Annotated in this window: 23 protein-coding genes; 12 read left to right on the top strand and 11 right to left on the bottom strand. The window is 46.2% G+C overall.

Features of this window, described 5'->3' with window-relative positions; translation table 11 throughout:
* Window positions 1–10 precede the first annotated feature (10 nt).
* From ABIX36_RS09775 to ABIX36_RS09765, 3 genes are all read right to left on the bottom strand, one after another.
* Window positions 11–994 carry a glycoside hydrolase family 43 protein gene (locus ABIX36_RS09775; RefSeq protein ID WP_348081982.1) on the bottom strand — a complete coding sequence of 328 codons (984 nt, stop codon included), beginning with the start codon at window positions 992–994 and terminating at the stop codon, window positions 11–13.
* Between the two features lie 2 nt (window positions 995–996).
* Window positions 997–1,743: a YdcF family protein gene (locus tag ABIX36_RS09770; protein WP_348081981.1), complete on the bottom strand. Its 747-nt coding sequence runs from the start codon at window positions 1,741–1,743 to the stop codon at window positions 997–999.
* A gap of 84 nt (window positions 1,744–1,827) precedes the next feature.
* A complete protein-coding gene (locus ABIX36_RS09765; protein ID WP_348081980.1) occupies window positions 1,828–2,037 on the bottom strand; it encodes a hypothetical protein in 210 nt (69 codons plus the stop codon).
* 264 nt (window positions 2,038–2,301) lie between these two features.
* Between ABIX36_RS09765 and ABIX36_RS09760 the strand changes: the two genes are divergently transcribed.
* Together ABIX36_RS09760 and ABIX36_RS09755 are read left to right on the top strand one after the other, a co-directional pair.
* Window positions 2,302–2,829, top strand: coding sequence for an outer membrane beta-barrel protein (locus ABIX36_RS09760; protein WP_348081979.1), 528 nt, complete (start codon window positions 2,302–2,304; stop codon window positions 2,827–2,829).
* Between the two features lie 221 nt (window positions 2,830–3,050).
* A complete protein-coding gene (locus ABIX36_RS09755; protein WP_348081978.1) occupies window positions 3,051–3,725 on the top strand; it encodes a response regulator transcription factor in 675 nt (224 codons plus the stop codon).
* 51 nt (window positions 3,726–3,776) lie between these two features.
* Here the strand turns inward: ABIX36_RS09755 and ABIX36_RS09750 are convergent, their stop codons facing one another.
* The 3 genes from ABIX36_RS09750 to ABIX36_RS09740 are packed head-to-tail and all read right to left on the bottom strand — an operon-like array spanning window position 3,777 to window position 6,855.
* Entirely contained in the window at window positions 3,777–4,409 is a 633-nt protein-coding gene (locus ABIX36_RS09750; protein ID WP_348081977.1) for a gluconate 2-dehydrogenase subunit 3 family protein, read from the bottom strand.
* Window positions 4,410–4,415: 6 nt separating this feature from the next.
* Window positions 4,416–6,149 carry a GMC family oxidoreductase gene (locus ABIX36_RS09745; protein WP_348081976.1) on the bottom strand — a complete coding sequence of 578 codons (1,734 nt, stop codon included), beginning with the start codon at window positions 6,147–6,149 and terminating at the stop codon, window positions 4,416–4,418.
* A 40-nt stretch (window positions 6,150–6,189) separates the two neighbouring features.
* A complete protein-coding gene (locus ABIX36_RS09740) occupies window positions 6,190–6,855 on the bottom strand; it encodes a DUF1080 domain-containing protein (RefSeq protein ID WP_348081975.1) in 666 nt (221 codons plus the stop codon).
* 211 nt (window positions 6,856–7,066) lie between these two features.
* Here ABIX36_RS09740 and ABIX36_RS09735 point away from each other — a divergent pair, with 211 nt between their 5' ends.
* Window positions 7,067–7,747, top strand: coding sequence for a hypothetical protein (locus ABIX36_RS09735; protein ID WP_348081974.1), 681 nt, complete (start codon window positions 7,067–7,069; stop codon window positions 7,745–7,747).
* Between the two features lie 63 nt (window positions 7,748–7,810).
* Here the strand turns inward: ABIX36_RS09735 and ABIX36_RS09730 are convergent, their stop codons facing one another.
* A complete protein-coding gene (locus tag ABIX36_RS09730) occupies window positions 7,811–8,836 on the bottom strand; it encodes a hypothetical protein (RefSeq protein WP_348081973.1) in 1,026 nt (341 codons plus the stop codon).
* 217 nt (window positions 8,837–9,053) lie between these two features.
* On the opposite strand from ABIX36_RS09730, the gene ABIX36_RS09725 reads away from it, so the two are divergent.
* The 3 genes from ABIX36_RS09725 (at window position 9,054) to ABIX36_RS09715 (ending at window position 12,913) form a co-directional block, all read left to right on the top strand.
* Window positions 9,054–10,286 carry a DEAD/DEAH box helicase gene (locus ABIX36_RS09725; RefSeq protein ID WP_348081972.1) on the top strand — a complete coding sequence of 411 codons (1,233 nt, stop codon included), beginning with the start codon at window positions 9,054–9,056 and terminating at the stop codon, window positions 10,284–10,286.
* Window positions 10,287–10,370: 84 nt separating this feature from the next.
* A complete protein-coding gene (locus tag ABIX36_RS09720; RefSeq protein ID WP_348081971.1) occupies window positions 10,371–11,246 on the top strand; it encodes a TIM barrel protein in 876 nt (291 codons plus the stop codon).
* A gap of 434 nt (window positions 11,247–11,680) precedes the next feature.
* Window positions 11,681–12,913, top strand: a complete 1,233-nt coding sequence (locus tag ABIX36_RS09715) for an alpha/beta hydrolase (RefSeq protein WP_348081970.1) — start codon at window positions 11,681–11,683, stop codon at window positions 12,911–12,913.
* Between the two features lie 103 nt (window positions 12,914–13,016).
* On the opposite strand, the gene ABIX36_RS09710 is transcribed toward ABIX36_RS09715, so the two are convergent.
* A complete protein-coding gene (locus ABIX36_RS09710) occupies window positions 13,017–14,360 on the bottom strand; it encodes an MFS transporter (RefSeq protein WP_348081969.1) in 1,344 nt (447 codons plus the stop codon).
* Between the two features lie 132 nt (window positions 14,361–14,492).
* On the opposite strand from ABIX36_RS09710, the gene ABIX36_RS09705 reads away from it, so the two are divergent.
* Window positions 14,493–16,304 carry a PAS domain-containing sensor histidine kinase gene (locus ABIX36_RS09705; RefSeq protein ID WP_348081968.1) on the top strand — a complete coding sequence of 604 codons (1,812 nt, stop codon included), beginning with the start codon at window positions 14,493–14,495 and terminating at the stop codon, window positions 16,302–16,304.
* A 17-nt stretch (window positions 16,305–16,321) separates the two neighbouring features.
* Here ABIX36_RS09705 and ABIX36_RS09700 read toward each other — a convergent pair whose 3' ends face one another.
* From ABIX36_RS09700 to ABIX36_RS09690, 3 genes are read right to left on the bottom strand one after another with little or no spacing between them, the layout of a single operon-like run.
* Window positions 16,322–17,101 carry a molybdopterin-dependent oxidoreductase gene (locus tag ABIX36_RS09700; protein ID WP_348081967.1) on the bottom strand — a complete coding sequence of 260 codons (780 nt, stop codon included), beginning with the start codon at window positions 17,099–17,101 and terminating at the stop codon, window positions 16,322–16,324.
* Window positions 17,091–17,789: a cytochrome b/b6 domain-containing protein gene (locus ABIX36_RS09695; RefSeq protein ID WP_348081966.1), complete on the bottom strand. Its 699-nt coding sequence runs from the start codon at window positions 17,787–17,789 to the stop codon at window positions 17,091–17,093. Before ABIX36_RS09695 ends, ABIX36_RS09700 begins: the two co-directional genes overlap by 11 nt.
* Before the next feature lie 25 nt (window positions 17,790–17,814).
* Entirely contained in the window at window positions 17,815–18,615 is an 801-nt protein-coding gene (locus ABIX36_RS09690) for a DUF1223 domain-containing protein (protein WP_348081965.1), read from the bottom strand.
* A gap of 197 nt (window positions 18,616–18,812) precedes the next feature.
* Here ABIX36_RS09690 and ABIX36_RS09685 point away from each other — a divergent pair, with 197 nt between their 5' ends.
* The 5 genes from ABIX36_RS09685 to ABIX36_RS09665 all read left to right on the top strand — a co-directional run bounded on the left by ABIX36_RS09685 (window position 18,813) and on the right by ABIX36_RS09665 (window position 21,269).
* A complete protein-coding gene (locus tag ABIX36_RS09685; protein ID WP_348081964.1) occupies window positions 18,813–19,391 on the top strand; it encodes a sigma-70 family RNA polymerase sigma factor in 579 nt (192 codons plus the stop codon).
* Window position 19,392: 1 nt separating this feature from the next.
* Window positions 19,393–19,668 (top strand): hypothetical protein, encoded by a 276-nt coding sequence (locus ABIX36_RS09680; protein WP_348081963.1) that lies wholly within the window; start codon window positions 19,393–19,395, stop codon window positions 19,666–19,668.
* A 169-nt stretch (window positions 19,669–19,837) separates the two neighbouring features.
* On the top strand, window positions 19,838–19,969 hold the full coding sequence (locus tag ABIX36_RS09675; RefSeq protein ID WP_348081962.1) for a hypothetical protein: 132 nt from the start codon (window positions 19,838–19,840) through the stop codon (window positions 19,967–19,969).
* A 103-nt stretch (window positions 19,970–20,072) separates the two neighbouring features.
* Window positions 20,073–20,666 carry a peroxiredoxin-like family protein gene (locus tag ABIX36_RS09670; protein WP_348081961.1) on the top strand — a complete coding sequence of 198 codons (594 nt, stop codon included), beginning with the start codon at window positions 20,073–20,075 and terminating at the stop codon, window positions 20,664–20,666.
* A gap of 90 nt (window positions 20,667–20,756) precedes the next feature.
* Window positions 20,757–21,269: a hypothetical protein gene (locus ABIX36_RS09665; protein ID WP_348081960.1), complete on the top strand. Its 513-nt coding sequence runs from the start codon at window positions 20,757–20,759 to the stop codon at window positions 21,267–21,269.
* Window positions 21,270–21,336 lie beyond the last annotated feature (67 nt).

Raw genomic sequence — 21,336 nt, 5'->3', positions numbered from 1 at the left:
ATGTTGCGTATTACTTTAGCTTTCTGGCTGTTACGCCTGTGTTCGTGATTTTCACCGGCTTTATTAAGCCTTTTGCATCAAATATCATTTTATCAATACAGGTTACCCTGTGGTTGCCATCGGTTTCGGTTAACGGGCGGCGGTGGTAAACAATATAATATTCGTTTTTACCCGGTACTTTAATTACGGAGTGGTGCCCCGCCCCGGTTGCCACGGCGGCATCTTGTTTTAAAACAGTACCTATCCGTTTAAATGGGCCGGCTATATTATCGGCAATGGCATAAGCCACGCGATAGTCGGGGCCTGTCCACCCACCTTCAGACCACATAAAGTAATATTTGCCATTACGGATAAACATCACCGGGCCTTCCACATAGCCATTGGGTGTGATTGAACGGAACATGGTGCCATCGGCAAAAGGCACTATGGCTGTAAAATCATCTTTAAGCTTAGCGATGTTGCAATGCCCCCATCCGCCATAAATAATATAGTATTGCCCGTCTTTATCTTTAAAAACAAACTGGTCTATCGGCTGTGCCCCGTTGTAAAATTTGTCTATTAAAGGCTTACCTAAATAATCTTTAAAAGGGCCTTCGGGTTTATCAGCTACTGCTATGCCTATGCCACCAACGGCCTGGTCGTTCTGGATATCGTTGGCACCGAAGAACAAATAATATTTGCCTCCCTTAGCCACTATTGCCGGGGCCCACATGGCGCGCTTTGCCCACTTAACATTGCTCGAATCGAGTACGTTATCGTGTTTTTTCCAGGTGATGAGGTCTGATGAAGAAAACGCGTCGAAATGTACCTGCTTTTCGTATTTATCGGAATAAGTGGGGTAAACCCAGTATTGTTTCCCAAATATGGTGGCTTCCGGGTCGGCGTACCAACCTTCAAAAATAGGGTTGCCCGATGTTGTTTTTTTTGGAGATTGAGCCTGGGCGTGTTGCAGGCCAAGTACAGATAAAAGGGAGAGTATCAATAATCGTTTCATGTTCATTTCAGCTGCGCTACTATGTAGCCAATTAACTCTTTAATATAGGTGTTCCATGTACCGTATACCACGGTATCGGGCAAAATATCCCAAAAAGAAATGCGCCCCCTGTTGGTTTTATAATAATCGCACGGATAGGCAACTACCGGTATGCCCGCCTTTTTAAATATCAAAAGCGCACGCCGCATATGAAAGGCAGAAGTTACCAATAAATATGGTGGTTTAAGCGTTGTTTTTTGCAATATAGCTTTTGAGAATGAGGCGTTTTCGAAAGTATTGCGGGCGCGGCTTTCAATGAGTACCGCGCTATCGGGGATGTTTAATTTACGGAGTTCGGCCTGTACAAATACCCCTTCGCGAAAGCCGCTTGGGTTAAGATTGCCGTTTCCGCCAGTAACCAGTAGGTGCGATGCGGTGCCATTTTGCAATAATTTTACAGCTTCGGTATAACGGTCGGCAGCAGCATTAAAAAAGCCCTGGCCGTTTGCATCTTCAGACACAAAACCGCCCAGCAAAATTATGCTGCTGTATTTGGTGTTGCCCGGCTTGTAGGCTTTTATGTCCCAGATGTTTGAGTATCCCTTCATTAACAAGGGGTTGCCAAAAATATACAGCAACGCCACCGAATAGATGAGCAGCTTACGCACCCGTTTTGTGTTTTTGGTGAAAATGGCATATAGCAGCATGCCAAACACCCACATAAATGGCAATATAAGTATGTAAAGTACCTTAGAGAGAATGAAATACATTGGTTTTATTATGGCGGTACAATTTAACTCATTTTTATGTATTTGAGGTGTAACGGGTAATTTATTGTACGTGACTGGGCATACTTACGCAACAGGGACAAAAATATTTATCGCCGTACCCTGCCCGGGCGCAGAGGTGTAAGCTATTGTGCCCTTAAGGTAAGCTATGCGGTTTTGGATGTTTTTAAACCGATGCCGGTAAAGTTTTAGTGTTTTTTTAAGACTATCGACAGTTGGGTTTTGCGCATGCGAAAAAAAAGGCAGCAATAGCAGCGCCAGCATTAGTTGTTTCATAAAGGGTTTACCAGGTTTATAAAACTGCCCAAAGGCAGGCTAATTTTTAATATATATATTAAATAGAATAAAATAAGCAACTGTTAAAATTATATTAGCTGGCATTAAATTAAATATCTGTGTTTTTATAGCTGAAATAATATCTAACCGGTTTACCAGATATTCCAAAATACTACATATGTGGTATTGATGCCGGCCCCAAATTCCGCTTGCTTAGTACTATTAAAAACATCAATTATTTACTAAACACAAATCCTTAAAACAATGAAAAAGATCTTTACACTGGTTATTGTTATGCTGGCAGCGGTAACAACCTCAAAACTTTACGCGCAAGATGGCGATTACAAAAAATTCTCACTTGGGCTTGGTTTCGAAGGTGCACTGCCGGTTGGTAACCTGGGCAATGCCTATAGCTTTGGCGCAGGTGCTACTATCCGCGCAACCATCGGGCTTGATGCTTCGAGCGCGGTTACTATTACGTCGGGTGCTATCGCCTTTATCCCTAAAGACTTGGGCGGCGGCTATAAATTAAAAACACAGATCAACATCCCTATCAAAGCCGGCTACAAATACATGCTGAGCGATAATTTCTACGCTATTGGCGAGGCTGGTATCACCATTGCAAAATCATACGCAAGCAACGGTAACGGCGGTACTATATCTGCAAGCGGTTCATCATTTACCTATGCACCGGGCATCGGCCTAAAACTTGGCGCGCTCGACCTGAGTGTGAGGTACGAAGGTTACAGCGGCGCTGGCTTTATTGGCACACGCCTGGGCTTTAACTTTTAAGTAAATTAGCTACGGAAAGCCATGAATACTTTAGTATTGGTACTGATAACGATAGGCATTATGTTTATAGGCATGCGCAAGCCCGAGGGCAGCAACAATAAAAGTTGAAGCGCATCCATAAGGCTGTTGTCGGCATCCATACACAGTTCTTTATAAAGCCGCCCGCCGGGTGGCTTTATAATTTTTTTTGCTACTTTTATAAACCTATTTCCCTCAATATCATGAATATACCGGTTGCCATTGTTGATGATAAGCGCATATTGCGGCAATCATTAAGCGAGCAGATAGCTTATTACAAAGAGATAAACGTTGTATTACAATGTGCCGAAGGTTCTGCGTTTTTAGAGGGGATGAAAGCATTTAAGCCGGAGGAGCGCCCGCAGGTGGTGCTGATGGATATTGAAATGCCCGTGATGGATGGCATAGAAGCGGTGCTCATAGGTAAAGAAATTTACCCCGATGTGCATTTTTTGATGCTTACTGTTTTTGATGATGACGATAAGCTGTTCGAGGCTATTAAAGCCGGGGCAAGCGGTTATTTGCTGAAGGACGAACGGGTATCAAATATTGTAAAAGCCATTACCGAAATTGTCTATGAAGGCGGCGTACCCATGTCGCCACGAATTGCCCGCAAGGCGCTGGCCATGCTCAGGAATACGTCTGACCCGATTGAACAACCCAAAGAAGACACTGATGATGACTGCACCCTTTCCTCCCGCGAACTGGAGATACTAAACCGGATAGTGGACGGACTTAATTACACCCAAATAGGCGAACGCCTTTTCATCAGCCCGCATACCGTTCGCAAACACATCGCCAATATTTACGATAAGCTGCACGTATCCAACAAAGCATCAGCCATCAAGATCGCATTGCGAAAGAAGTGGTTTAACTAAATAAAAAAAGGCCCCACAGGAGCCTTCTAAATTATATGCCATTGGGTGTTCTTATACCACCAAATTTTCCAACCCGTACTGCTTCAATACATCGGCAGGTACACCTACCCATTTATTAGGCGAATTACCGGCGAAGCCAAGATCCTTTACGCCCATTTCGGTAGTAAAGAAACCGGTTGCGGTAAGATCGCGCATGCGGTTAAAAAAGGCAACGCCCTGTTGCATTTCGGGTTTGGCTTTCGCCGGGTAGGCTATCTGGTCTACCATTTCTATTTGCTGGGCAGCTGAACTGGCCACAAAGGTTTTACTGAAACGGTTAAGGCATTGCAGATCCAGCCATTTAAGGCCACCGCGCATAGGTAGCTGATGATCGGGGATATCTTTTACAATAAACTCGATGAACTCGGGTACTTTGGCATCAGATGCACTGCCCGATTTCGCGTCCTTCGGGATAATGATATTTGCCAATACCGTAATGGTAGCCATCTCGTGCTCAGTAAAAAACTTATCGGCAAGCAGTTTCTTTTCCCGCTCCAGTTCTTCGGGCTGGCGGCCAGGTGTACCTCCTGCAACCGTTTCAACGGTTTCGGGTGTGTTTTTATCGGGCGTTTTGCACGCTTCCAGCAATACGGTTGCCGATAGTGTGCCAATGCCAAGTGCTTTTAGGGAGTCGCGTCTGTTCATGATGCGTTATACGTTAAGTTTTTTACGTTGAGCCAAAATATATTCCGCGGTGCGCATGCTCAGGGCCAGGATGGTCCAGGTAGCGTTTTTATCGCCCTGCTGTACAAACGGGGCGGCATCCACCACAAAAAGGTTCTTACAATCGTGCGCCTGGCAATACTTGTTCAAGGCCGATTTTGAAGGGTCATCGCCCATGCGGATGGTGCCCACCTCATGGATGATCTTGCCCGGAGCTTCTAAACCGTAATTGGTTTCGGGGCCCTGCTTGGTGCCGTGTATAGCGCCCATGTTGTGCAATACCTCTTCAAAAGTATCCTGCATGTGCTTGGCCTGGTTTATCTCGTCGTTGGTCCAGTTGTAATGGAACCGCAGCACCGGGATCCCGAATTTATCAACTACGTTGGGGTCTATCTCGCAATAGTTATCGGCCCTTGCAATAGCAGTGCCACGGCCGGCCATGCCTACCTGTGTGCCGTAAAAACGACGGTAGTCATCTTTCAGCGCAGCGCCGTAACCACCGGCCTCTTTGGTTTTACCATCCCTATCCGGCACGGCACCGTTCATTTTATGCATGCCAAAGCCGAAACCGTACGATGGCATGTGCAGACCACCACCGTATTCGATGTGGTAACCGCGCGGGAAATTCAGTTTTTTATTATCAAGCCACCATGGCGAATAGATGTGCACGCTGCCTACACCGTCTTCGTTGTACCGCTTACGATCCAGCAGTTGCGGAAGGAAACCGCCCGCGCTGGAGCCGGTAGAATCGTGCAGGTATTTACCAACCACGCCGCTGCTGTTGGCCAAACCGCCCGGGTGGGCAGATGATTTGGAATTGAGCAATATGCGCGCCGATTCGCCCGCGCTGGCGCCAAGCACCACCGTTTTGGCGTTTACCTGGTACTCCTGCATATCCTCCTTATTTACATAAGATACGCCGGTTGCCAGTCCATCTTTATCCGTAAGGATCTCGCGCACCATTGCGTTGGTGATCACTTTTAAGTTGCCGGTTTTTATGGCTGGGATAACCAGGCAGGATGATGCCGAGAAATCGCCATAAATTTTACAGCTACGGCCGCATTGCCCGCAGAAGAAACAAGCGCCACGGTCTTTATTGCCCGGCAAAGCTTCGGTAAGTACCGAGCCACGGCCCGGGATAACTTTTACACCCGCCTTGCGTGCGCCCTGTGTAATAAACAGTTCGTTCAAACGAGGTTTTGGCGGGGGGAGGAAAATACCATCCGGTTCGTTCTCTAAACCTTCTTTGGTGCCGTAGATGCCTATCAGGCGGTCAACCTTATCGTAAAAGGGTTTTACGTCGTCGTAGGTTATCGGCCATGGGTCGGTAAGTCCGTCTGTCGGCTGAAAATCCTGCGGACCCATCCTTAACGAGATACGGCCCCAGTGGTTGGTGCGCCCGCCCAGCATCCGCGAACGGAACCAGTAGAACTCGGTTTTATCTTTTGTGGTGTAAGGCTCGCCATCGATATCCCATCCGCCAAAGGCGGCATCAAAATCGCCGAAGGGGCGGGTACTGCTTGCGCCCCTGCGGGCCGATTCCCAGGGCCAGCGCAGTTGCTGTGAATCTTTCTGAGGGTCGAAAAAAGGGCCGGCCTCCAGCAGTAAAACTTTAACACCCGCGTTGGCCAGCACGTATGCTGCCATACCGCCGCCCGCGCCCGAGCCAACCACCACCACATCGTACGTAGTGCCCGACTTTTTGATCTGCAAATCTTCCATTGAAAAAAATAATTTCGCTTATGGGTTGATAAGCCCCGGCTTATAATTGTTTTATTTTGATGTTTTTGTAAGCTACAACAGCGCCGTGGCCCTGTAAAGCGATGTGGCCTTTAGGGTATTTGGCGAAGCCTTCCCATGTTTTAAATTTGCTGGCGTTCAGCATTTCGGTCCACTCGGGGCTGCCTATGAGTACGTTAACGGTTTCCACGCCATTTAGCCAGAAGGTAAGCTGTCCGTTCTGTTTACGTATTTTTACCTTATTCCACTCACCTGCCGGTTTTGCTGCGGTAGCTGGTGCTGGTTTCATGTCATATAAGGAACCGGCAAGATGGCTCGGTTTTTTGTTGTCTTCTGCTTTTACGTTATCCAAAACCTGCATCTCAATGCCGGTAAGGTAAGTGGCGTTCAAGGATGGGTCTTCGTGTACGCCTAAGATAATACCGCTGTTGCCGCCTTCGGCAATTTTCCAGTCGATAGTTAATTCATAGTTCTCGTATTCGCCATCGGTAAGCAAGTCAGATGCTTCGTGCGATGTTGGATCTAACTGCAAAGCACCATCTACAACACTCCATGAGCCTGCGCCTGTTTTGTTGTAAGCGTGCCAGCCGGTAGTGGTTTTACCATCAAATAACTTAACTTCTTTTTGCGCCGAAGCGGTATAGCTGATGGCCGATAAAGCTAAAGCGCTTAAAATAAATTTTTTCATAGTGATTCGTTTTAGCAGCGTGGTACGGCTGCTTTTTTGTTATTGTTTGGGTAGTAAAAGTAATATTTATTTTGGTTGATGCTACCTTAACGTTCAATCAATCAAAAAAATTACAGTGCAAATTTTCGTAACAGTTACAACGGCGTATTATCTAATCATCACACACACAAAACTACAACATGAAAAAACATTACTAAACACCTTTGCGATATTGACATTAGCCGCGGTGCTGCAGAGCTGCGACAGGGCACAATCTAACGTGCAAACCCTATATACCAATAACTGCGGCGTATCGTGGCAGTTAATTAAAGCCGGCGAAACCCTGCCAAAAGGCATTGGTATGTGCTCTTATAAAGTAACCGTACCCGATTATCCTATGCAGGGCGAGAGCGTATTTAAATCGGCATTTAAAAACCGGGTGATGGCAAAAATTGAGGTGACTTACGATTACTCCATAACCGACGCAAGGCTGTATATAGGTGAAGCTAAATACCTGGGCAAAATAAACTCAGATAGTGATAACGAGGCCAATTCGGCAAAGGCTTATGAGACTGCCGAGAATTCGGTAATTGACAAACGGATAAAAGAAATTGCCCGGGATTTGCTGATCAATGAAGATATTGTTGATTTTTCGCAGGCCGATTTTGAAACCAAACTGTTGGATGACGTGAACAAGCTGTTGATATCAAAAGGCGTTAAAATAAACTTTTTAAGCTTTGTGCCTATCCCCGAAGAGCAAACCCGCCAGGCGATAGATATTGTAACCGCCATGAAAATTTACGATAGCAAAGGCCTTACCGAAGTGGGCAAAGCAGTAGCGACAGCACGCGCAGGCGCAACTAAAGTAAGCGTTACCACAGAAGCAAAAAAGGAGACCGAAACGGAGGAATAAGCTTTAATAGGACATACAACAAAGCCGGACATGTACCTGGCTTTGTTGTATGTTTTTTGGGTACTACTTATTCAGCAAAAACGACAAGCCCGACGCCAGCCCGATGATGCCATAACCGTAGCTGCTTTGGAAAGAGATGTTATAATCGTCCTGCCCGCGGTAGCCACCGCCGGCGAGGATGGATACATCCTGCAGAAAGGGTAAGTGGTAATAGTATTTAAGGCTTACGTTCAGTCTTTTTTTAATGTTGAAGGCCTTGTAGTTTTCGTACTTATCGGCTATGTAGGTAAAATCAAACTGCAGGCGCTGCCAGTTGGCAAAAAGCTTATTGTCTTTTTTAATAGGGTCTTCGTCAGCTTTTGCCAGGTTCAGCATATAACTACCGTTAACCCTTACCCAGCCGTACCTGCCCGGCAAACCAGCTGCGGAACCTTTGCCAAACAGGCCGCTGTGGAGCTCTATGCCGATGGTTTTATATTGGTTGATGATCATGTTGGGCTTATCTGTGCGTTTGCCAACAGTGTAGTTAAGCGTGTAAAAATTAGTGGAGAATTTACCGCTATCCACATTAAAGCTGTTATCGGGCAATAGGGTTGGCCCGCGTACGCCGTTGGAGTGGTGCGTATACCCGCCGGAAAGAAATTTAGGGTTAAGAACATCGCTATTAAGCCGGTAAAACAGCTGGATGCCGGGCATATAACTGGGCGATTTTACCGGCGCGCCGGGCGTGTTGAGCAGCCTGATCTTTACCCGTGTAAAGGCATTTACAAACAGGCGCGATTTGGGGGTGTTGTACACCACAAAGTTAGCCACCACATCGGCAACCAGCTGTGTTTTTACAGGCTGAAAAAGTTCCTGACCGAAAAACGAGGAACGCAGATTTTGTACGTAGACGTCGTTAAAATCGCGGTTGATGAGGCGGGTGGCTATCAGCGATGTAATGGTATCCTGCACAATAGAGGTGCCTTTTACCTTAATGGTATCGGTAACTTTATAGGGAATAAAAGCGAAGCTTTTGGAAGTAACGAGGGGTATTAAAATAATTAAACCGGTAAGTATTTTAAAAATAGGCCTTATAGGGGTCGGCATTATTGCTTTATACGATTGTTTTTAAAGGTAAACAAGAGTTACAGCGGCAATGAGGGTATTGTTTGGCGCTTTCTTACTCCTTTAACAAAACAGACGTTGGGCTGACATTGAACAGTTTTTGGGAGTGGGTTTTTGATGCATTTGTATATACCTCGTTGATGCTTGCGTCGTATTATCAACAAAATGACTACCTTGCGTAATTTACTTACAGAATATAGTGACTTTTCAGGATTTCAATTTCAACGAACAATTATTAGAGGGCGTATTGAGCATGGGTTACACCAAGGCTACCCCCATACAGGAAATGACCATACCGGTTATTATGAATGGCGACGACCTTATCGCCTGTGCCCAAACCGGCACCGGCAAAACCGCATCGTATTTACTGCCGGTTTTAAATTTTATTGCTAACGCCAACACCCATCAAACGACGGCTTTGGTGCTTGCCCCAACACGCGAGCTTGCCCAGCAGATAGATCAACAGGTAGAAGGGCTCGCCTATTTTACCGGCATCAGTTCGCAGGCCGTTTTCGGCGGTGGCGACGGTATGGCTTACGAGCAGCAGCGCCGCGGCATCCAAAACAGTGTAAACATTATTATTGCCACACCGGGGCGCTTAATTGCCCACCTTACATCGGGCGTGCTAAAGTTTAACCATATTACCCATTTGGTTTTAGACGAGGCCGACCGGATGCTGGACATGGGTTTCAGTGATGATATTATGCGTATCATCAGCTACCTGCCCAAAAAACGCCAAACGCTTTTGTTTTCGGCAACCATGCCCGGCAGGATCCGCAACCTGGCTAAAGCTATCTTAACAGATCCGCAACAGATCAATATCGCTATTTCGCAACCCGCAGCGGGTATAGATCAGCAGGTTTACCGCCTGCACGATGGCCAAAAAACGCCATTACTTAAAATGCTTTTAAAGGATGGCGGCTACTTAAGCTCTATCATTTTCGCATCCCGTAAGGAAATTGTAAAATCGCTTTATAAAGAACTAAAACAGGCACATTTAAATGTTGCCGCTTTTCACTCAGACCTGCAGCAGAACGAGCGCGAAGAAATTCTGCTTCGTTTTAAAAACAAGCAGTTACCGGTTATTATTGGTACCGATGCCTTGTCGCGCGGGATAGATGTGGAGGGGATAGATTTGGTTATTAACTATGATGTACCCGGCGATGCCGAAGATTATGTGCACCGCATAGGCCGTACCGCGCGTGCTGCAACAACAGGCACCGCCATCACTTTTGTGAACGACCGCGACCTGAAGAAGCTAAAAAGCATTGAGCAGTTGATAAGCCGTGAAGTAGCCCAGAAGGAATTGCCCGAAGAGTTGAAAGGCATAGAACACATAGCACAGGAACGCCCGCATGGAGGCGGCCGTAACGATCAGCGGCGCAGGCCAAATAAGTATAAAGGAAACAAACCGCGCCCTGCTGCCAATTAAACCTTGTAAAATTTATATGGTCTATTTGATTTGTAATAGTGAATGCGTTACATTTACACAACAAACCAATTAAAACACCGTACCATGACTTCCAGACGTTCTTTCCTCAAAACCTCAGCGGTATTGGGTACCGGGCTATTAATGGCCCCGAACTTATATGCCCGCAACAAAAAATATATCGGCGTACAACTTTATACCGTGCGCGATGCAATGGCCAAAGACCCGGTAGGGACTTTAGCTAAAGTTGCCAAAGTTGGCTTTAACACTGTAGAAGGCGCTACCTACACGGGTACGCAAAAATTCTACGGAATGGATCCGGAGCAGTTTAAACAAGTTTTAGACGATAACGGACTGAAAATGCCAAGCGGGCATTATATGCTGGGCGACGGTATGCCGAACGCTAAAGGAACCATTGCAAACGAATGGCAAAAAGCTGTTGACGATGCTGCCGCGGTTGGCATGAAATACATGGTTTGCGCCTATTTGCTTGACGGCGAAAGAGGCTCGCTTGACCATTATAAAGAAACCGCCCATAAGCTGGACCTGGCAGGCGACATTTGCAAAAAAGCCGGGATACAGCTTTGCTACCACAACCACGATTTTGAATTTAAACAGGAAAACGGTAAGTTCCCTTACGAGATTTTGCTAAACAGCACCGATAAGGACCTGGTAAAAATGGAAATGGATATTTATTGGATCTACAAAGCCAAGCAAGACCCTATCGCCTTGTTTAACCAAAACCCTGGTCGTTTCCCGCTGTGGCACGTAAAGGATATGGATAAAACCCCTAAACAAATGTTTACCGAAGTGGGTAACGGTGTTATTCCGTTTAAAGACATATTTAAACATGCAAAAAAAGCAGGCTTAGAATACTTCTTTAACGAGCAGGATATTTGCCCCGGTGATCCGTTCAACAGCATTACCCAAAGCTACAGCTACATTAAAAAGAACCTGGTTTAATTATACCGGAATTGATATTACAAAAGCCGGATCCGTAAAAGGGTTCGGTTTTTTTCGTGAGGTGGTTTTTATTTCTTTCCCCTTTCTAAACGGCAATAGTCCATCAGAGGAGGGTGGTTATTAAATTTCTTTACGGTTTCATAATAAAAGATTTAGGATTTGTGGTGACACCATTATAGAAAAAATATGTTAACCCACCTAATTTTTAAACAATTGATTATCAAATTTTTATAAAATGGTTATTGAAATTGTGTTAACTTTTGTAAACCCTAAGTGGCGATTATGCCGTTGTTCCAAGAAACTTATGGTAAGGACCAGGCCGTAAAATGGTGGGTTTATTGGCGCTTATTTTATTTAGCTTGCGCCGGACTTTGGAACTTTAACCAGCGCAGTGGGTGGATAGTGAGCCACTACTTATTTCATAAAACCGGCGTATGATCAGGCTTATACTCGTAAATATTCTCTTCCTTATTTCGTTGCTGGCGGTTTCTAAGGCGCCTGCTTATTATTTGTGGCTGTTGGCCATTGGCGTAACCGAGTTTCCTTTGTTGTTCGCCGGCATAACGTCCGTGGTGCTGATCGCCGGTGTTTGGTTTCAAAAATACCAGGCGGCATCAACCATTATCGGAGTGCTGGCCTTGCTGCTGTTCCTTTCGCCGATAGTACGGTCCTATGTAGTGGCTTCATCGCTCAAAAAGGATTTTGTAACAGCTTTTGGTCCGGGTAGCGCCGGTATCAATGGCGATAGCACGCAGGCCCCGTTCAGTTTTTTTAAATTGTTTAAAGCGAAACCGGTGGCTGCTTACAGGTCCCTGGTTTATAATACCGGCAAGGAGGTGCCGCTGAGTTTGAATTTTTACCCATCGGCTATTAGCGGCAAAAAGCCCTGTATCGTATCGGTACACGGTGGTTCATGGGCCGGTGGCGATAACTCCGAACTGCCCGAACTGAACAGCTACCTGGCACAGCAGGGCTATAATGTGGCGGCTATTAATTACCGCCTGGCCCCAAAATATCAAACACCATCCCCTATAATGGATGTGGCCGAAGCGTTTGCTTACCTGAAAGCTCATGCCGACGAACTGCACATCGACACCAATAGTTTTGTACTAATGGGCCGCTCGGCGGGTGCGCAGATCGCTTTATTGTATGCCTACACCCATTCTGAACCCGGCTTAAAAGGCGTGATAGATTTTTACGGTCCGGCGGATATGGTTTGGGGATATTCCGTCCCATCCAATAAATGGATCATGGATTCGCGCAAGGTGATGGAGAATTACATTGGCGGCGCTTACCCCGCAGTGCCGCAAAAATACCTGGATTGCTCGCCGCTGGAGTTTGTAGGTAAACAAAGCGTACCCACGCTGCTGCTCCACGGCAGTAACGATGTGTTGGTTTCACCCGAGCATAGTCGTCGATTGGATAAACGACTGGCGGAAAACAACATCAAACATTTTTGGCTGCAACTGCCCTGGGCAACCCACGGTTTCGATTATAATTTATACGGCCCGGGGGGGGCAATTATCAACTTACGTGGTAGAACGTTTTATAAAAACCGTAACCAAATAACATGCACAAAACAGCTATCATTGGCAACGGCTTTATGGTACTCAACTACAAAACCTACCCCAACCTTTGTCGGCTGTTTGCCGCCTTGCAATAAATAGTTTGCTAAACCCCTACCTCCTCCTTCCCCAGGGAAGGAATCGCACAGCCTGCGCTTTCTCGGAAGAAAAAAAACTCACTACTCACCACCCACTACTCACTAAACTACCTCCCCCTTTTCTCCCTAAACCGACTGAAGAATACGATAGCCAGCAGGCAAAGCACGCATCCGCAGATACCATTCAGGCGCAAACCGTAGTCGTTGCCCGGGTCTTTACCATATACGGTGAGGAAGGCAAATAGCGCAATACCCAGCGTTTGGCCAAGCTTTACAAACAGGTATTTTACAGCGAAGAACATCCCCTCCCGGTTTTCGCCGGTACGCTTGGCATCGTTTTGCGCAATTTCGGCAAGGATGGCATTGGGTAAAATACCCAGCGAAGCCAGCGGGAACGATGCGCTAAGCACCAGGGTGTAGATCTGCACTTTGGGATCTATCGGTACTTTCCCCAGGAAAAATATCGCCACAAAAATTAAGCTCAATAAGCCGAACGAGAAAAGTACGATGGGCTTTTTACCTATCTTTTTAGAGAGGTAATTCACCAGCGGATAAAACACCAGGGAAGTAAGCACCATGGAGCCCATCAGCACGCCGCCCATAGATTCGGGCAAATCGAGCAATACGGTGATAAAAAACAACAGGCCGCTGGAAATGATGCTGAGCGCCATGTAGTAGGAGAAATCGGAGATGAGGTAATATTTAAAATTCCGGTTCTCGAAGGTTTTACGGATGGCCGGCAGCAGTGGCAAATGCGTGGGCTTACTGTTAGAGTATCGTTTTTCTTTAATGGCCAGCACCGGCACCAGCATTACCAGGCCCGAGAATATGGAAAGCCCCCAAATAGTGTATTGCACGGCAATATCGCGGTCGGTGATATGAAGAAACCTTTCTACCACATTCGCAAAGTTGTTTACCAGCGCCGATAATATGATGCCGATAACAAAGCCAACCTGCTGCAGCGAGGATAGTTTTACCCGCTCGGCACCGGTGTTAGTGAGTTCGGGCAATAAGGCATTATACGGGATGATGTACGCCGTAGCGCCCATAAAGAAAAAGATGAGCGTTGTGGTGAGCCACCAGGCGTTGTGTACGCTGAGGCCCTTTACCCATGGATAAAAAGTAAGTGCGCAAAACACAACAGCCGGCAAAATGGCCCATTTCATATAAGGGATTCGGCGGCCTCTCTTATTGTTGCTTTTGTCGCTAAGCGAAGCGATGAAGGGATCGAAAAAAGCATCAACCAGCCTGCCGGAGGCGGTGATGAGCGATAGGATGTTGAATATGCCAAAAACCAGCAGCTGTGGTATAAGCGGCCTTAAACCCGCGTTGTTTGGCGGCAGGTAAAAGTAAGGCAGCATTACAATAATAATGTTGGTCATCGTGCTCCAGCCTATCATTCCGCAGGCATAAGCAATTTGTTTAGAAAGAGGCAGTTTCGCGGGCAGCATTACCCCGCAATATGCAAATAATAAGCGAAATTAAAAACGCGCCGACGCCACCCGCATCCACACCTTTATTCATTTTGTTTGTATTTAACACAGGCATAATTACGATATTTGATTACCACTAAACCATGGCTGATGACCGAAGGTAAATTTGATATTTTATTTTATTCGGGCACACAGCCCATGTGGGTGTTTGATGTGGACTCACTCAGGATAATTGAGGTGAACAGCGCTGCTATAAAACGTTACGGTTTTACTAAAAAGGAGTTTTTAAGTAAAACTATTATGGATCTGCGGCTGCCCGAGGATATCCCGCTGATCATTAAAGTACTCCCCGATATAAGGGGCACCAAAACCCGGTACAGGGAGTTTAAACACGTTGCCAAAAACGGCCGGATCCTGAACGTGGAGATCATGTCATATCCGTTTATTTATAAAGAGGTTAATGCGCGGTTGGTGGTTGCCCAAAATATCGACGAAAAAAAGGAGATACTGGGGCGGCTGGATTTTACCGAGCATAAACTGGAGCAAATTTTAGAAGAAACCAAAATTGGCTTTTTTCAGCTGGATTACCAATCGCGCATAATTTATTGGAACCAGGCATCCGAAAGGCTGATAGGCTATAAGCGCGACTACGTTAAGGGCCGCAATTTATGGGATGTGTTCCCCGAACTAAAAGGCTCTGATTTTTACCACCACTACGAGTGGGCGCTGCAAAAACTGGAGGGCGTGCAGTTTACCGAATACTTTTGGCCGGTACAAAGGTGGTTCAGCATTGACATATATCCCGTGGCCGATGGTATTATTGTAACCATAAACGATGTTACCAGCAAGCAGCGGATGGAAGAGCGACTGCTCGAGAAAATTGAGCAGATGTCGGAGGTGTCGTTCCTGAATTCTCATTACATCCGCAAGCCGGTTGCCAGTTTGCTGGGCTTAACCAGCCTGTTCACCGAAGGGCTTTTAGCGCCCGATGAAATAGCAGATACGCTGCAACTCATCAGGGATTGTGCCATTGAGCTGGATGATATTGTTAAAAGGGTAAACACCAAGGCAAATTACACCAGCGAGCTGACCGAACCGGAATACGAGATGGGCGATTTTTCGCTGAACGGACTTTTAAACGAAGTTGCAGCCAACCTTCCGGAGCGGGTGTCGCATAAAATAATCCTGAAAAAGAAAACCGATTTTATTTACTACGGTAACCGCAAAAGTATTGCGCTTGCGGTTGCCAGCCTGGTAAAAAACGCCATAAAGTTCTCCCCTAAAGCCAACCGGGTGGTTATAGACCGGCAGATCATAGATAACAACCTCGTATTGTCAGTACGGGATTTTGGCGAAGGAATAGATCAGAATTTGATCAACAAGATATTTTTAAGCTTTAGCAAAAAAAGCGTGGCACGCGAGTTGGGTACAGGCTTCCAGAAAATTACAGAGGCGGCCAGTAAGCATAACGGAAGCATCTGGGTAGAAAGTATCCCTGGCAAGGGTACAACATTCAGCATGAGGTTTCCGCTCTCCAACATCTCCAATGTTAGGGTAAAGGGCAAACACGCATCGGTATTTAAAAACCCGGGGATAGAAATAGATTACGACAAAACCGCCGGCTGCATCATTGCCAACTGGCGGGGCTTCCACAGCCTGCACTCGGTAAAAACGGGCTGCATTCAACTACTGGAAGCCCTGACCGCCTACAATTGCAGTAAAATATTAAACGATAACACCAACGTGCTGGGCACCTGGGATAACGCGGTAGAATGGGTGGTAAGCGAGTGGTTCCCGCTGGCCGAAGCAGCCGGGTTAAAATATATTGGCTGGGTATATTCGCCAAGCACCTTCAGCCGCCTCTCTGCCGATTTAACCATCGAGAAATCCACCGGCGATATCACCCACAAAACCTTTAACAAGGTAAAAGAAGCAAGCGACTGGCTTAAAACCATCCGGTAGCTTGCGTCCCTGCAATATTACAAGCCCGAATAATAATCGTAACCGCTCCTGGCCCAATAATCGGGCGGGCGGGTATCGCTAAAGGTGATGCTACCTATCCGTTTAAGGTTTTTGATGCCGTATTTTACGGGGATAATGAGCCTCAGTGGCGCGCCATGGTTCATTGGGATGGGCTTGCCGTTCATCTCGTAAGCTAAGATAGTTTGGGGGTGCACGGCGCTTGGCATATCCAGGCCAACCTGGTAGGCTTTATCGGGTGTCATCATGCCCATGTAGGCTAATTTGGTTTCTTCGGCAAGTCCAAAGTGTGCTATAAAATCAATCATTTTAAGGCCGCCCCAGTATTGGATCTGGTCCCAGCCTTCTACGCACTTAAAATCGTAAACGATCTCGGTTTTGGGCAATGCCTTTATTTGATCTATGGTGAAGGTTAATATTTCGCCGGTATGTTTTATTACCTGCAGCTTCCAGTCTTCAATAACAAAACCACCTTTTACGCCAATATCGCTGTTGTGGCGTACGTTTTTAGCCGCCATAGATTTTGGGTAGGTTCTCACCAAATGGTTGTTGCTAAAAAAATTGCGCATGGCCAGTTCGGTTTGGTTTAAAGCCCGGCGCAGCGGGGCCTTTGCAGATGCGGTTACCCCGGCAACCTCCTTAGGCGCAGTATACAGCCAGCGCCAGCCTTTGTAGGCGGCAACGCCCATTACGCCAAACACGCCGAAGGAAATAAAATTGCGGCGGTTTATCTTTTGATCGATGGTCAGCTCTTTTTTGGGTTGTTTTTTATTTTCCATCTTCGGCGAGGGTTGAGGTAGTTACCGGTTTAGCTTGTTCGTTCACGATCTCGAAGCCCGAGATAACCGAACGGAAATTATTCCAGCCGGCCAAAATAACCTGTACAATATGGATCAGGAAGAAAAATACGTAGCCAATGGTCAATGCAAAATGCAGTATCCGGGCCAGGTGGTAGCCCCCGCAGAGCCAGGCTATGGTAGCAAACTGCACCGGTTTATAAATAGCCAGTCCTGTAATTAACGACCCGAAGCCCATTACAATAATGGCCGTATAGGCAATGCGCTGGGCGGCGTTATATTTGTTTTGCGGCGGTGCCATTTTGCGGATGTGCAGATCGTGCAGCAGCACCAGCCAGGCCTCTTTAAAGGATTTTCGCTGGGGCAGCAACTCGCGCCATGAGCCCGAGATGATAGTATACAGTACGTAGATGATGCCGTTAAGGGCGAAGAACCACATAAACAAAAAGTGAAAGGCCATCCCTTCCGACAGGCGCTTAGAGAAGTGGAAAGTATTATAAAACCCTTGCGGGAAAAACTTAAAATACGTGTGGCCGAACAAGGTGATACTGTATACATCGTTGCTCCAGTAAATGAGCATCCCGCTCCATATCATAATGGTGAGGATGGGAAAATTTACCCAGTGCGTCCACCGCATTAGCAGCGAATGTTTTTCTTTTATGGCTTTCATTTGTGGGAGTAGGTTATGGTTTAAATTAATTGCTGGCGCTAACCGTTGGGAATACCGCCCGTGATGCTGCCAGGATCTCGCCGTTCTGTACGTTCTGCACAAAGGCTATCACCTCGTAGTTCTGCGCGGTGAAATTCTTTGGCAAGCCAATATTCGCCTCGCCACTTTTATGACCATTTAGCGCTATGTTTTGAATTTTAGTAACGATCTGCACGTGTGATAAAGTGCGCCCGCCGTTCTCGCCTGCCTTTACCACGGTGGTAGCGTTCTTTTCTACCAGTGCTAAAACTAAGGCTGTATTTTCGCCTGCGCCATCGGCATTATATTTAACGGTGGCTTGGCTATCAGCTGCCTTTAATCCGTCTAAAGCCAGTGTTGCCTTGCCGGCTTTGCCGATGCCCGCTGTGATGGCATTCCGTAAGGTACCTTCCTGCGAGCCTACAAATTCCTTGCGCCCGTTTACAACAACCTGCGGAGTGTAAACCGAACTTAAGTTAAGCCAGTTGGCGTAAGTGTTTTGCCTGCGCGAGTAATCGGCACTGCTAAAAACATCTTTCCAGCCAAGGCGATTCCAGTAATCCACATGGTAGGCCAAAATGTAAACCGGCTTGCCTGCGCTTTCTTTCTCAATTTTGGCAACTACCGCGTCTGCTGCCGGGCAGCTGCTGCAACCTTCGGAGGTAAAAAGTTCCACCACCGCGAAGCCTTTGCCGTCAAAAGCCGGCTTTACCACTTTTACGGGTGGTTTTGCATTTATAAACGCTACCGAAACAAAACCCGCAGTAAGCAGGATAGCGACGGTTGATAATATTTTTATTGTTTTCATGATCTGATGCCTATTTGCCTGCTTAGTAGCTGTTAAAGCAATATCCTTACAAATAATTTTACATATATAAATACCGGTTATTGTACCTAAATTGATGTACGTAAAGGATGCCGCCTTAATTGTAAAATAAAATATAAATCTCGCTGTAAGGTTTTACATATCCTAACGACAAACCGAATGTTTACAAGACAGATGAAATGATAATACCTCCCACAGATCATCAGCTTGACCCAAAGAATTGGGTGAAAGCTTATGCCGACTATTTGTACATGTACGCCATAACCCGCATTAATGATGAGGAACAGGCCCAGGATTTGGTACAGGAAACCTTTTTAGCTGGCTTAAACGCCATGAGCAGGTTTGCGGGCAAAAGCAACGAACGCACCTGGTTAACTGCTATCCTGAAAAACAAAATTATTGATGTGTACCGCAAACGGTCCTCCGGCTTAAAAACACAGGAACTTACCAATGCCGAAGGCGAGGTAACCGATTTTTTTGACGAGGCCGACGGGCACTGGAACAAGCAGGACGCCCCGCAGCATTTCGGGCTGGACGACTACGACCCTCTGCAAGGGAAGGAGTTTAATCACATCCTGAAAAAATGCATGGAGAAGCTGCCCGCCTTGTGGTTAGCTGTATTTACGATGAAACACCTGGACGATGAACCTACCGATACCGTATGCGCCGACCTGAAGATAAGCGCATCAAACTATTGGGTAATTATTCACAGGGCAAAACTTAACCTGAGGGCTTGCCTTCAAAAAAATTGGATGTAAAATGGGCGAGCTAAAAAGAATTATATACAACTGCCACCAGGCAACCTTCCTTATTGATAAACGGATGGAAGGTAAGATCACTTTTCGCGAACGGATAGAGTTGCGCATACACCTTATACAATGTGATGTATGTAAGCTTTATATCAAACAAAGCGAAAAAATAAACGAGATGATAAAAAGCTTATTAAAAACGCCCGCAGGCGTGGAGATCCGCCTTGATGATACGTTTAAAGACGAGCTGCAGGTAAAAATAGATACCCAATTAAATAAAAATTAGAATAGTTGTAAGGGTTGTTTAAACCCGCCGACAAAGCGGGAAAGTAAATTAAACAACATGAAAACTTAAGCAGATCAATTTTAGCAACCATCGTACTAACGGCGCCATCGCGCTTGGCAGCCTTAATGTAAACGCGGCAACAGCAGGCCGCACAGCATCGCAGGGAAAAATGCAGAGCGATACCACCAAAATGAAGAAGGAAAAGATGAAGGTGATGAAGGTGGAGCAAAAGAAAATGGCGAAGATGAAGAAAGACAAGATGAAGATGGACAAGATGAAGGACACCACTTCGAAAATGTAACGACAAAAAGAAAAAGCAATAAATAATTGGGAGGTTGTTTTTGTTTTGGGAGCAGGGGGTGCGTAGCCCCCTCTTTTTTATATAACCATATTAAAATATATAAATGATGAAAGATTATACATTAACAGTATTCGGAGCGGTAATAGGCCTCTTTTTGTCGGTACAGGCTATGGCGCAAACCGGGCTAAAAACGGGCGCCACAGCACCGGCATTTACCGCTACCGATAACGCGGGCAAAAAGGTTGACCTGAAAACCCTGCTGAAAACAAACAAGGCGGTGGTGCTCTTTTTTTACCGGGGGCAGTGGTGCCCCTACTGCAATAAACAAATGAAGCACATCCAGGATTCGTTACAGATGCTAAGCGGCAAGGGCGCTTACGTTATAGGCGTAACACCAGAAACAGATGAGAACATTAAAACCACCGTGGCCAAAACAAAGGCATCTTACTCTATTGTGCAGGATAAAGGCTACGCCATCATGAATAGTTACGGCGTAAAATATGTAATGGATGAAGCCACCGTTACCAAATACAAAGGGTACGGGCTGGATATGAGCAAGGCAAACGGCAACGCCGAAAACGTATTGCCCGTCCCCGCAACCTATGTAATAGGCAGTAACGGCAAGATCCTGTTCGCGCATTTTGATAAGGACTACAGCAAGCGCGCTTCGGTTAAAGATATTTTAGCCGTACTCTAATTTTAATATTCCCCCTAAGTAAATAACTATTTTACTAATTTGCTCAAAGTTAACCCAGGTTGGCTTTGAGCTTTTTAATTCTATCGAACCATGAAGAAACTATTTATCATACTGCTTTTTATTTACGCGGGCAGCGCCCTGGCGCAGGAAAAACCCCAGCAAACCAATAAGTTCGCTATTGTGGGCGAGGTGGAGAAGGAATCTGTGATTACGATGGACTCGCTGAAGCAATACAAAATTGCGGACATAGGCGATGTAAACGTTACCGACCATACCGGTGCCTTTAAGCATAAAGACGATAAACTGAAGGGCATTTTATTGAAAGATGTGCTCTCGCATACTAAATTTAAAACCACCAGTCCAAAACTGCTCAGTCGCTTTTACTTTGTTTGTACCGGTGCAGATGGCTACAAAGTAGTTTACTCATGGAACGAGCTGTATAACACCATGGTTGGCGACCATGTATACATCATTATGGAAAAGAATGGTATCGCTGCCGATAAAATGCCCGAAAGCATGCAAATGACCTCCGCCGCCGATATGAAAACCGGTCGTCGGTATTTGCATAATTTGGATAGGATAGTGGTTGCACAGGTGAAGTAGAGCGTTTTAATTTCTTCGCTGCCGCGAGATTAGCGCAGCGTATCTCGTGGTGTAACACTGGGGCAGC

The organism is Mucilaginibacter sp. (assembly GCF_039925265.1).
Taxonomy (GTDB): domain Bacteria; phylum Bacteroidota; class Bacteroidia; order Sphingobacteriales; family Sphingobacteriaceae; genus Mucilaginibacter.
Note: the sequence above shows the minus strand (reverse complement) of the source record. Positions and strands in the feature narration are given on the sequence as shown.